Source organism: Anabaena cylindrica UHCC 0172, from assembly GCF_034931625.1.
Taxonomy (GTDB): domain Bacteria; phylum Cyanobacteriota; class Cyanobacteriia; order Cyanobacteriales; family Nostocaceae; genus Anabaena; species Anabaena cylindrica_A.
The window spans coordinates 1-10,553 of sequence record NZ_JAYGGY010000141.1 but is presented as its reverse complement, the minus strand read 5'-3'; the positions used below and the strand labels follow the sequence as shown (position 1 = coordinate 10,553).

The 10,553-nt window shown below is 38.9% G+C and carries 14 protein-coding genes and 1 tRNA gene; 4 read left to right on the top strand and 11 right to left on the bottom strand.

What is annotated here, in order from left to right; translation table 11 throughout:
• Positions 1–14 precede the first annotated feature (14 nt).
• From VB713_RS27825 to VB713_RS27805, 5 genes are all read right to left on the bottom strand, one after another.
• Entirely contained in the window at positions 15–800 is a 786-nt protein-coding gene (locus VB713_RS27825) for an Rpn family recombination-promoting nuclease/putative transposase (protein WP_323314721.1), read from the bottom strand.
• A 401-nt stretch (positions 801–1,201) separates the two neighbouring features.
• Positions 1,202–1,591, bottom strand: coding sequence for a hypothetical protein (locus VB713_RS27820; RefSeq protein ID WP_323314720.1), 390 nt, complete (start codon positions 1,589–1,591; stop codon positions 1,202–1,204).
• Positions 1,592–1,656: 65 nt separating this feature from the next.
• The gene (locus VB713_RS27815) at positions 1,657–2,307 is read right to left on the bottom strand and encodes a methyltransferase family protein (protein ID WP_323314719.1); all 651 of its coding nucleotides are present in this window, start codon (positions 2,305–2,307) and stop codon (positions 1,657–1,659) included.
• Positions 2,308–2,387: 80 nt separating this feature from the next.
• Positions 2,388–2,546, bottom strand: a complete 159-nt coding sequence (locus VB713_RS27810) for a YqaE/Pmp3 family membrane protein (RefSeq protein ID WP_323314718.1) — start codon at positions 2,544–2,546, stop codon at positions 2,388–2,390.
• 89 nt (positions 2,547–2,635) lie between these two features.
• Positions 2,636–2,992: a translation initiation factor gene (locus tag VB713_RS27805; RefSeq protein ID WP_323314717.1), complete on the bottom strand. Its 357-nt coding sequence runs from the start codon at positions 2,990–2,992 to the stop codon at positions 2,636–2,638.
• A gap of 230 nt (positions 2,993–3,222) precedes the next feature.
• Here VB713_RS27805 and VB713_RS27800 point away from each other — a divergent pair, with 230 nt between their 5' ends.
• Together VB713_RS27800 and VB713_RS27795 are read left to right on the top strand one after the other, a co-directional pair.
• Positions 3,223–3,903 (top strand): HupE/UreJ family protein, encoded by a 681-nt coding sequence (locus VB713_RS27800; RefSeq protein WP_323314716.1) that lies wholly within the window; start codon positions 3,223–3,225, stop codon positions 3,901–3,903.
• A gap of 473 nt (positions 3,904–4,376) precedes the next feature.
• On the top strand, positions 4,377–4,736 hold the full coding sequence (locus tag VB713_RS27795; RefSeq protein ID WP_323314715.1) for a hypothetical protein: 360 nt from the start codon (positions 4,377–4,379) through the stop codon (positions 4,734–4,736).
• A 9-nt stretch (positions 4,737–4,745) separates the two neighbouring features.
• Here the strand turns inward: VB713_RS27795 and surE are convergent, their stop codons facing one another.
• Complete coding sequence (gene surE, locus VB713_RS27790; RefSeq protein WP_323314714.1) at positions 4,746–5,426, bottom strand: 5'/3'-nucleotidase SurE; 681 nt, start codon at positions 5,424–5,426, stop codon at positions 4,746–4,748.
• A 151-nt stretch (positions 5,427–5,577) separates the two neighbouring features.
• On the opposite strand from surE, the gene psb32 reads away from it, so the two are divergent.
• Positions 5,578–6,309, top strand: a complete 732-nt coding sequence (psb32, locus tag VB713_RS27785; protein WP_323314713.1) for a photosystem II repair protein Psb32 — start codon at positions 5,578–5,580, stop codon at positions 6,307–6,309.
• Positions 6,310–6,593: 284 nt separating this feature from the next.
• On the opposite strand, the gene gcvH is transcribed toward psb32, so the two are convergent.
• Entirely contained in the window at positions 6,594–6,983 is a 390-nt protein-coding gene (gene gcvH, locus VB713_RS27780; RefSeq protein WP_323314712.1) for a glycine cleavage system protein GcvH, read from the bottom strand.
• Positions 6,984–7,064: 81 nt separating this feature from the next.
• Positions 7,065–8,204 (bottom strand): glycine cleavage system aminomethyltransferase GcvT, encoded by a 1,140-nt coding sequence (gene gcvT / locus VB713_RS27775; RefSeq protein ID WP_323314711.1) that lies wholly within the window; start codon positions 8,202–8,204, stop codon positions 7,065–7,067.
• Between the two features lie 164 nt (positions 8,205–8,368).
• On the opposite strand from gcvT, the gene VB713_RS27770 reads away from it, so the two are divergent.
• Positions 8,369–8,875, top strand: a complete 507-nt coding sequence (locus VB713_RS27770; RefSeq protein WP_323314710.1) for a pentapeptide repeat-containing protein — start codon at positions 8,369–8,371, stop codon at positions 8,873–8,875.
• Between the two features lie 254 nt (positions 8,876–9,129).
• On the opposite strand, the gene VB713_RS27765 is transcribed toward VB713_RS27770, so the two are convergent.
• The 3 genes from VB713_RS27765 to hisF all read right to left on the bottom strand — a co-directional run bounded on the left by VB713_RS27765 (position 9,130) and on the right by hisF (position 10,384).
• A tRNA-Ala gene (locus VB713_RS27765) sits at positions 9,130–9,202 on the bottom strand.
• A 118-nt stretch (positions 9,203–9,320) separates the two neighbouring features.
• Positions 9,321–9,512 (bottom strand): hypothetical protein, encoded by a 192-nt coding sequence (locus VB713_RS27760; protein WP_323314709.1) that lies wholly within the window; start codon positions 9,510–9,512, stop codon positions 9,321–9,323.
• 98 nt (positions 9,513–9,610) lie between these two features.
• Positions 9,611–10,384 (bottom strand): imidazole glycerol phosphate synthase subunit HisF, encoded by a 774-nt coding sequence (gene hisF / locus VB713_RS27755; protein ID WP_323314708.1) that lies wholly within the window; start codon positions 10,382–10,384, stop codon positions 9,611–9,613.
• Positions 10,385–10,553 lie beyond the last annotated feature (169 nt).

The window sequence follows — 10,553 nt, the reverse complement described above, 5'->3', positions numbered from 1 at the left end:
ACAAATACTCAGCTTCAAAATGATTGAATTTCTTGTTGTAAATCTCGAACTTGTTTAACAGATAATTCAGTAACTTCAGCAATTTGCGCTAAATTCATACCGATTCGTAATAAATTTATAGCCAATTTTCTTGTTGTTTCAGCCTTACCTTTGGCTTTACCTTTAGCTTCACCTTCTTCGAGGATTTCTTGATAAATCACTGATTCGCGCATCATCTCACTCCTGAAAATTTTCTTGATTACACTTTTATTTAACACCAACCCGGCTAAAATACTGCTGGCAGCAGCTATATCCCTTTGTTGTTGTTGATCGTTAATTTTTTCGACTGCTTGTGCTACCTGGCTCAATACCATTGTAGGATCTTCTGTCTGACTTAGCACGGCAAATGGTAATAAACCGGGCGCAGTCATAAATTTTTCTGTCGGTTGTTCCCATAGACGGATTACTTCAAACTCATGGTAAGTTTTGTTTAATCTGAAACTATTTTCATGGACTAATTCAGAATCTGTTTTTCTCAAATAAATCACTACTTGGCGCATCTCTTGATCAGGAAAACGCCGATGACCTCTAACTCGATAATCTAACATCCGAAAGGGTATATTCTTCTCTGCATCGGTCCGAAATTCAATATGTAATATTAGGTTATCTGATTGTAATAAAATTAACGCATCAGCATGAATTGGTTCATTTGATAATTCTGTTGGGCTAAGTTTTGTTAATTTGACTGGTGAACCTAGTAACCATGTGGCTAAATCATCTTGGAAGTTTTCGGCGAGATATTTACAGATGTGGTCATACATTTGATTTAACAGTCTTGAATTTACATTAAATTTCTTGTCAGATATGTTTACAGTTTATGTCATCGCCTAAACCAACCGCGTAACCAGCGCCATAAAAACATTATAACAATCCACACTAAAGCAAAAGGAAAGGCTATCAGCCCGAAAATAAAACACAAAACTAATTGTAAGTACCCGCGTTGAGCAAAGTTTATATGGTTTAACTAGAATTATTCAAGACTTACGTAACTGGCATATTGGTAAGGTTCGTCAGATATCAAAAATCTGTTTATTTACTAAATTTATATAGTCTGACGCACCCGACAATAGATTTTTGGTGTGACACGCAACTTTAGGTGATTTCTAAGAGGATGTTTGAAAAGCGATGACTGATGTATTAAACTAATTACCAATAAACAACCTTAATTGCTAACAGCTTTAAGTACCCGATTCAAAATTACCCTACCATTAGGTCTAATCACTTCAACACGAATAAAATTCGGATCATTTGGTCGCCAGGTAATTTGATATTTCAAGCCGTTATTATTCCATGTGTAAACTTGACGTTGTTTATTTCCGGAAGCAACAGCACCAGACAAATTGATATTAGAGTTATTATTACGGTTCTCTCCGTAATAGTAATAAACATTATTGCTAAAAGATAAACTTACTGTCCAATCTTTATCTCTAAATTCACCTGCTGGGTAATCAAATCTTTGCACAGCAATAGCTTGATTAGGAATAGCCATATCAATAATTGCAGGTGTGGAAATTCCTAAAATTGTAGCTAATATGATTGATTTGTAGTTCATAAAACTCTCTTTGGTGAATGTAAATTGTATGGTTGTGTATTTAGTTGTGGACAAGCTCATTGCTGTTAGGTAGTAGTTTCTTTTTCCTGAATATTCCTAGAAATCAATAGTTTAGGAAACAAAAGCCCAGAACGTTCTTTGTATTCTTCAAATTCAGGATATCGAGACAGAGATTTATCTTTTTTGATCATGTTGGGAACAAATACCATAGCTATAAATAACCCAAGAATTAAGAAAGGTAGCCAATGTTGAGCTAACATAGCAAATGCCAGATAAATCAATACTTCTCCCAGGTAATTAGTGTTACGACATCTGGCAAAGAAACCTTCTGTAATTAGTCCAGTTTTATACTTGAGTGTATAATATTTTTGGGCATCACTAGTAAAATGTAAAAACACACCCACAATATTCAAAGAAATAGCAGCAGCTACTAATGGTAAAAGTGGAACAGTACCGCTACTAATGAGAATAAATGGTGCTACCCAGTATAAGCCAAGTAGAAGAAAGGTAATTATTCCTTGGAAAGTGGGAATTTCCTGCTCCCATTGTTTATCTGGAAATATAGTATCTTTTATTAACCAAAGAAAACCATAAGTACCATGAAGGGCAAGATAAACCCAAGCTCCAATTGTAAAATTATGATATAAAACCATTAGTCCCAACAGGATAAAGAAAGTTAAACCTTTGTGAAAATTAATGGGATACTTTATTTTCATATTTTGGCTTTTGGTGAGATTTTTTAAGTTAGTGAAAAAAATAGAGAGATAGGCAAATCTAACCTACCCCTCTGCAATAATTATTTCTTTGCAATAATCCAAACTGCGTGGATAATACCAGGGAAATAGCCAAACAAAGTCAAGACAATGTTAATCCAAAAGTCTGCACCGAAACCTACTTGCAAAAATACTCCTAAAGGTGGCAGAAAAATCGCGCATAAAATCCGTACTAAATCCATTTCAGCCTCCTATTAATCTTTGACATCTCTAGAGTTAACATCATGTTCTGTAAATACAATTCCTGAGATGATACGGTAAACCGCACTCATTAACCACCGCTGATTTTGGCTTTGTAACCAAGCTTAATTAAAATCTCCAAAATCTTCTGCTTATGATCGCCCTGAATCTCAATTTCGTTCTCTTTGACAGTACCACCTGTACCACATTGGGCTTTTAACTGTTTCAGCAAAGCTGCTAAGGTTTCTGGTTTGGTTTGGAAACCAGTAATTACTGTCACAGTTTTACCTTTGCGTCCAGCGCGAGTGGCTTGTATTCTCACATTTTGCTGGTTTGGGGGTAAATCTTGGATTCCGCGTTCTACAGCGCGTTCTAGTGCGGGCGAGCTACCGTTACCAAATTCTTGGTAGACAAAGCGTTTGTCAGATTTGGGATTGGAGGAAGACATAAAATTTAATTCAGGGAAAATAAATGTTTGGGGAAGTAGTCAGTGTTACAGGATGGTACTGAGTTCTAGCATTTCAATTGACTCTGTTCTGTCATTTTAGCCAATCAATCGCCCACCTTATGCAGATGTAACTAGCATTCTGGTAAATCTATGTGACTACATTAATTTTTTTGAGGATGAGAGGTTTAGAGTAATATAAATTACCGAAAAGACTAATTTGAGATATAATTATGTTCAAAATTGCATTATCAACTTCCTCTGATTCCGGGAAACCCCCCATTTCTAGAGAGTATCGTCTTTTGGGTGGTATTGCTGCTTTAATCTTAATTAGTCTACTGAGTTCATCCGGTGGAGCGCCAGTTCAGCATACCATTTCTAACTGTTGGGAAGGGTTGATTTGGGGGATAGCAGATCCAGTGATTGGCTTAAATCGTCTAGCTGGTATAGTAGCTATCGGTTTACTCTCTGCGAAGTTTGCAGGTGGTATTTGGATAATTGGATCTTTTTTACTAGCGGCTTTCTGTGGACAATTAATTCATCTGTGTCAACTAAATGTACCAGGTGCAGAAATAGTACTTGCTATTTGCACTATTGTCTTTGGTGTAATCTTAGTTCTGCCTACTCCAAACAGTAGGTTAGCTTGTATCATAATTAGTGCAATTAGTGCGATCGCAGGTTTATCTCAAGGTTACGTTGATAGTCAAGCAATTCTCGGTGCAGAAACTCTAACTCTAGTAGTTTATATTGCTGGTGTTACTTTAACTCAAACCGTAATTGTGATGAGTGCTAGAAAAGTTGGCACAATTATCAGCAAGGCTGCAATTAACCAGATGTTCCCGAAAACAATTCGCTGGATTGGGTTAACTTTTTGTGCAATTGGGATCGTATTTTTGGGCAACGCAGTAATCTAAGATTAAGAAAATACTTCTAGGGTAGTTTTTGCAACTTCGATCATCGCCAAAATAGTTCCCAGTGCTGAGTGGAGAGTGCTGAGTAAAACAGTAGAATTAATTGCAAGGATTAAACTTCCTGCGATCGCTCACTCTAAGTGCAGCTATGCCACCATTTACAGTCAACTTTATGGGAGATGGAAAGGGTAAAGTCATACAACACTCAGCACTCAGGACTCAGCACTTTTAAATAGGTTGGTAATTGTCTGTAAAAAAATGTTTAAACAATTACCCGCTTAGTATTATTTTTCAACATCCCAACTACTGCTGAAAAAAACGCCAGTATTTTTACCAAACAACCACAAATTCCAGGATTTTAGTAATCCTTAATCATTCATGGATTCACAAATCAAATAGCATAGCTATAAATACTATTTCTATTTGATTTTCAAATCTCGATTAACACAATTTAGTGCTGATTATGAAATTATTTGATGAATATTAACCATATTACTATGATGATTTCTCAAAATTGGGGTGGACAGGAAATGATTTCAACAGCAGTCGAAGCTAAAATAAGTAGATTAGAATCCATTGTTGAGCAAATCGGAGAAGCAGTACTATCTACTACTGAGACAATTGATAGTCTAGCTCAAAGAGTAGATGCACTGAGTTTGCAAGTGGAAGCTCAAGGAAAACAGGTGCAGCAACAAGGTTATCAAATTTTTGCTCTGTGTGATGCTGTTCAAAGTTTGGCTGAATCTCAGAAAGATTCACTACAAGAAATTAGTCAATTGACACAAACTGTAAACAAAATTGTGTCTTTGTTACAAAGTGTAGATGAAGAAACATAAACTTTTAATTCAAACTTTTAACTGAGTAATCGCAATATTTCCAGAAAAACATACATCCACATCACTACCTAAAGTGCGATCGCGTTTACCATATTCCCCAACATAATAAAAATTATCACCTTCTATCCGGTAATTAACAGGTAAAGGTTTGGTACAAGGTTGACAAAATACCATCTCAGGATCTGGACTTTCTGGTAAAAGATGGGGCAAATTTACATTCCAGAAACTACCAGGTTCTAAAGGACGTGGGAGTAAATCTGCCACAATTGCTGATGTCCATTGAGCAGCTAATTCCCAATTATAATTAAGCTTGGCTTTGCGATATTGGGAAATAGCAATTCCAGGAATACCGTGCATTGCTGCTTCTCTGACAGCAGCGACAGTACCAGATATATAAGCATCAACTCCCAAATTTCCTCCAGCATTAATACCTGAGAGGACATATTTGACATTTTTATCTATTTGTGTTATGGCAATTCTCACACAATCAGCGGGAGTTCCGTTAATAGCATATTCAACTTCAGAACGACGTTGTAGGTTAATGGGATGAGTAGTTGTAACTTGATGCCCACAGCCTGACTGATGTGTTTGCGGTGCAGCAATAATTACGTTTTTGCCTTTTACAGCTTTGAGTAAGGCTTGGATACCAGGTGCGTCGATGCCGTCGTCGTTAGTTAAGATTATGGTCATTATTATATTTTCAAACGCAGATAAACGCGGATACACGCAGATGTTTTTGTCTGTAGACTCAAGCAGCCTAGAATTAATTATCCACAGATAAGATGCTTTTGGTATAGGTTCTGTAGTATTTTGATTGCAATACTGTCTGAGGATTCATCCAATGAAACAGCTATTCAAGCCATTATTTAGTATGCAAAAATACTTTATTCGCCTCATTTTACCCTTAATGGTGATGATGATGGCTAGTTCTCTGTTTGCTGTACCAGCTTTGGCTACAGGTGTGTATCAAATACCCAACCTGACACCAGATACCTGGATTGTCGATCAAGGTGACGTTATTAGCCGTTTTAATGAAGGTCAAATCAGCAGTGCTTTCAAAGAATTGGCAAAAGAAACTGGTAATGAAGTCAGAATAGTCACTGTTCACCGTCTTGACTATGGGGAAACATCAGCAAGTTTTGCTAAAGGACTATTTGAAAAATGGTTTCCCACTCCTGAAGCGCAAACAAATCAATCTTTATTAGTGATTGATACTGTTACTAATAACGCGGCGATTATTAGTGGGGATCAAGTCAAGTCTACTCTGACTGACTCTATAGCTAATAGTGTGGCTGAGGAAACCTTGGGTGTACCATTACGAAATGGTAATAAATATAACCAAGCATTTGTTGACGTGAGCGATCGCTTGGTTGCTGTCATCTCTGGTCAACCAGATCCTGGCCCTCCAAAAGTAGTAGAAAATATACAGGTAGAAGGTACATTTACAAAAGCCGAAGATACTGATCAAGGTAATGCTACAGCTTGGGTAGTCGGATTATTAATTGCTGCCACTGTCATCCCCATGGCAACTTACTACATCTACCAAATCAATCAGCCATCAAATGAGGCATAGGTGATTGGGGGATTGGGGATTGCATAGAAAATCTTACCCATTCCCTATTCCCTAAGAGACTTCCAACTCAAAAAATATCCCGTCGTTGTGACAGCAGGGGGCAGGGGGCAGGGAGCAGGGGGAAGAAAAGTCGCTTTGATTTGGTGAAATTGGATAGCGTATCCTACGGAGTACATCTTTTTTGTGGATTTCTCTAAATATTTGATGAATTTTCAGATGCAAGATGTGAGTAGAGACGCTTCATGAAACATCTCTACATTGACAATCTGTAAAGTTTAAACTATTTACTCACCTTCTACCAAAGCACGATATTCATCGGCTATCATGGCTTCATCAAGTTCACTGGGGTCATTGATACGCATTTTGATAAACCAACCTTCACCATAGGGGTCATCTGCTACTTGTTCGGGAAATTCAATCAAAATTTCATTGCGTTCTACTACTGTACCTGTGATTGGTGCATTGAGTTCTTCAACTGCTTTCACTGATTCTATTGTACCAAATGTGTCTCCCAGACTAATAGCATCACCAATTTCTGGTAGTTCTAAAAATACAATATCACCCAATTGATCTACTGCAAACTCGCTAATACCAATAGTAGCTATTTCTCCATCTAGGCGTACATACTCATGAGAATCTAGATATCGCAAATCTTGCGGATATTCAAAAGACATAAAACTTCCTCTTCCACGTTCAAAAATTAGTGTTACAACAGTAACCCAAAAAACATTATTCCTTAAAACCTTCAAAGGTTATCAATTAGGCACACGATTTTTTGAGCGATAAAAGGGACGTTTGATAACTACTGCGGGGTACGCTTTACCCCGAATTTCCACTTCTAGCTGCTGTTTGACGGTTGCTAATTGGGTAGGAACGTAAGCTAAGGCTATGGGATAACCGAGTGTTGGTGAAAGAGTTCCACTAGTTACTTCTCCAACAACTTGACTTGAGGATAACACTGGGTAGCCATGACGAGCAATATTCCTGCCTTGGGTTTGTAAACCTACGAGTTTACGCTGCACTCCTTCAGTTTTTTGTTGTTCTAAAACACTACGCCCAATAAAATCGCCTTTAGTATCTAAATGAACCAACCAACTTAAACCGGCTTCTAAGGGTGTTGTATTATCGTCGATGTCTTGACCATAAAGCGCCATTGCTGCTTCCAGACGTAGAGTATCTCTGGCACCAAGTCCGCAAGGGATGACACCAAGATGATGGAGACGATGCCACAATTTTACACCTACTTCTGGATTTACCATGACTTCAAAGCCATCTTCCCCAGTGTAGCCTGTACGGGCAAGGAAGGCAGGTTCACCAAGGATAGTTGTTTCTAAATGCCCAAAGGCTTTGACTGGTGTTAAATCTGCTGATACTAAGGACTGGAGATGGCTGGTAGCTTTTGGACCTTGCACGGCAATTAATACTTTATCCCGTGACAGGTCTTGAAAGTGGACTGTATCAGGGTCTAAATGTGCCAATATCCATGCTTTATCTTTATCGGTGCTTGAGGCATTAACGATAATTACTACATTTTGAGTATCTGTGGTGTCTTTGCCTAAGTAATAAATAATGATGTCGTCAATAATTCCGGCTTGAGCATTTAACAATACGGTGTATTGGGCTTGACCGGGTTGTAAGCGACTCAAATCTGAGGGAACTAAGTTCTGAAGTTGGTCAATGAGGGTTTTACCTTGGAGGGTAAATTTACCCATATGGGAAATATCAAACATCCCGGCTTTGTTTCTGACCGCTTCATGTTCGCTGCTGATACCGCTATATTGTACGGGCATTTCCCAGCCACCAAAACCGGTAAAGCGGGCTTTGAGTTCTACACCCGTTTGATATAAAGGGGTTCGCGCTAGAGATTGGGAGGTAATATTTTCTTGATTAGTCACAGGTAGTTAGTTAGGCGTGCCATACCAGGTACGCTTGCCGTAGGCATCGCACCTCAATATCTATCCTACGAGATGACTTATAATTTAGAAGATAATTACTCAACACTCCGTAGTGCGGTTTAATAATTAATAGTGGAAGTGTTGAGATTTATTAAGCAGAAATTATGAAGTATTGGCAAATATTAGCTAGTTTTGTTTTAGCTGTGGTGCTGTTGGTGTCTCCCTTACCAGCAGAAGCTGCGAGTTCTTCTAGTGTTAATAGTTCTATTGGTAACATTGATAATAAAGGAGCCAGTGGAAAGGACTATTCTGGTCAAAACTTAGCTGGGACTGAGTTTACTAGCGTGAAATTAGAGAATACTAATTTTAGCAATGCTGACTTACGCGGTGGTGTATTTAACGGTGCTTTATTGGAGGGTGTGAATCTACATGGTGTAGATTTTAGGCAGGGTATTGCCTATCTGGCAAGGTTCAAAAATACTGATTTCAGTGATGCGGTGTTGACAGATGCCATGATGTTACGCACAACTTTTGATGATGTTGATGTCACTGGTGCAGATTTTACCAATGCAATTTTAGATATGACACAGGTGAAAAAACTCTGTGCAAATGCCAGCGGTGTCAATTCTCAAACTGGTGTAGATACTCGTGAATCTTTAGGCTGCAAGTAAAAACTAGACTATACTGCAAACGGGTGAAATTTGGACTTATGTCATACTGTTCGCGTAGCGTGGCGTAGCCATACGTAACGTAGTGCAGCGTTCGCGTAGCGTGCCGTAGGCTCTAGTATCTCGGAGATTCTTCACTTCGTACCCTACGGGAAGCAAGCTACAGAATGACACTTTTAACCCGTTTTTAGTATAATTTTATCCCCCTCCTCGTTGTTTTCTGTGGAGGGGATTTTTTCAATTTACAGATTAGTGAATGGAGCTAAGGGGAATCGAACCCCTGACCTCTTGAATGCCATTCAAGCGCTCTACCAACTGAGCTATAACCCCGTGAAACGCATTTACTATAGTGCCTTAATTATTGGTATTTTGTCAAGAAATTAATTGTTAAATATTGAATATTGAATATGAACTATGTCTTTACTTTATTTTAGATGTGAGTACTCGTCTAAGAAACTTGCAACAGATAAGTCATACAATGACCCATCAAGAAATAGACTACTAACATAGCGGCAGCAGCTAGGGCAACCAATGTACCAGCCAACATGAGAGAAAATTCTTTGCTCTCGTAGGCTTTTTCCATCAGGTGCAGCGACCAGGCTACTAGCGCCACATCAAAAAGTAAAATAGGAATCAACATAGTTCTTAATATTTATTCATACTAGTAAATATAATCTTAACATTGTTTTGGGTAACTGTGTCGAATTTGAAAGAGATGTGGCTAGTTTCCATGTGGTACTAATAGGGGATTCGGACTGGAACAGATCGCTCTTGCAAATAATTTTTAATTTGGGCTACGCTTAACTGGCCGTAATGTAACAAAGAGGCTAATAATGCCGCTTCTGCTTTGCCTGTGGTGAGGGCTTCGTGAATATGTTCACAATTACCTGCACCGCCAGAAGCAATGACAGGAATTTCTACAGATTGAGCGATCGCTCGTGTTAACTCTAGGTCATAACCGGCTTGAGTACCATCTGCATCCATACTTGTCACTAATAACTCACCTGCCCCTCGTTGTTCCACTTCCTGCGCCCACAATAAGGCATCCTTGCCAGTGTTTTCTCTTCCCCCTCTGACATACACATCCCAGCCTGGATTATTGGGGTCAACCCTTTTTCTGGCATCAATTGCCACAACTATACATTGATTACCAAAGCGATCGCTGGCGCGATTAATTAAGTTGGGGTCACGGACAGCCGCAGAATTAATACTAACCTTGTCAGCGCCGGCTCGTAACAAACCTTTAACATTTTCTAAGGTTTGAATCCCACCCCCCACAGTCAATGGAATAAAGACCTGTTCAGCAGTCCGGTAAACCACATCAATAATCGTGTCCCGGTCTTCATGAGTCGCTGTAATATCCAGAAACACTAACTCATCAGCACCGGCTTCGTTATAAACCTTGGCCAGTTCTACCGGATCACCGGCATCCTTCAAATTTACAAAGTTAACTCCTTTCACAACCCGTCCCGCCTTGACATCCAAGCAAGGTAAAATTCTTTTAGATAACATAACGACTTTCGTTCTCCTGGTAATTGCCGGAATTTAAATTCTAAATTGCCTTGCGTGTTTCCAACAGAAAATTTTTGGGAGGAGGCAGAAGAGTACTGAGTACTGAGTAGCGAGTCAATACTGCTCGGTTAAGGAAATGTAGGTTGGGTTGAGCGACAGCGAAACCCAA

Excerpts from the sequence above, each read along its gene's own strand:
- VB713_RS27770 (WP_323314710.1), top strand. The coding sequence starts at position 8,369 with ATGAAGTATTGGCAAATATTAGCTAGTTTTGTTTTAGCTGTGGTGCTG.
- VB713_RS27760 (WP_323314709.1), bottom strand. The coding sequence starts at position 9,512 with ATGTTGATTCCTATTTTACTTTTTGATGTGGCGCTAGTAGCCTGGTCG.
- VB713_RS27820 (WP_323314720.1), bottom strand. The coding sequence starts at position 1,591 with ATGAACTACAAATCAATCATATTAGCTACAATTTTAGGAATTTCCACA.
- VB713_RS27825 (WP_323314721.1), bottom strand. The coding sequence starts at position 800 with ATGTATGACCACATCTGTAAATATCTCGCCGAAAACTTCCAAGATGAT.
- VB713_RS27800 (WP_323314716.1), top strand. The coding sequence starts at position 3,223 with ATGTTCAAAATTGCATTATCAACTTCCTCTGATTCCGGGAAACCCCCC.
- VB713_RS27810 (WP_323314718.1), bottom strand. The coding sequence starts at position 2,546 with ATGGATTTAGTACGGATTTTATGCGCGATTTTTCTGCCACCTTTAGGA.
- psb32 (WP_323314713.1), top strand. The coding sequence starts at position 5,578 with ATGAAACAGCTATTCAAGCCATTATTTAGTATGCAAAAATACTTTATT.
- VB713_RS27805 (WP_323314717.1), bottom strand. The coding sequence starts at position 2,992 with ATGTCTTCCTCCAATCCCAAATCTGACAAACGCTTTGTCTACCAAGAA.
- VB713_RS27815 (WP_323314719.1), bottom strand. The coding sequence starts at position 2,307 with ATGAAAATAAAGTATCCCATTAATTTTCACAAAGGTTTAACTTTCTTT.
- hisF (WP_323314708.1), bottom strand. The coding sequence starts at position 10,384 with ATGTTATCTAAAAGAATTTTACCTTGCTTGGATGTCAAGGCGGGACGG.
- VB713_RS27795 (WP_323314715.1), top strand. The coding sequence starts at position 4,377 with ATGAATATTAACCATATTACTATGATGATTTCTCAAAATTGGGGTGGA.
- gcvH (WP_323314712.1), bottom strand. The coding sequence starts at position 6,983 with ATGTCTTTTGAATATCCGCAAGATTTGCGATATCTAGATTCTCATGAG.
- surE (WP_323314714.1), bottom strand. The coding sequence starts at position 5,426 with ATGACCATAATCTTAACTAACGACGACGGCATCGACGCACCTGGTATC.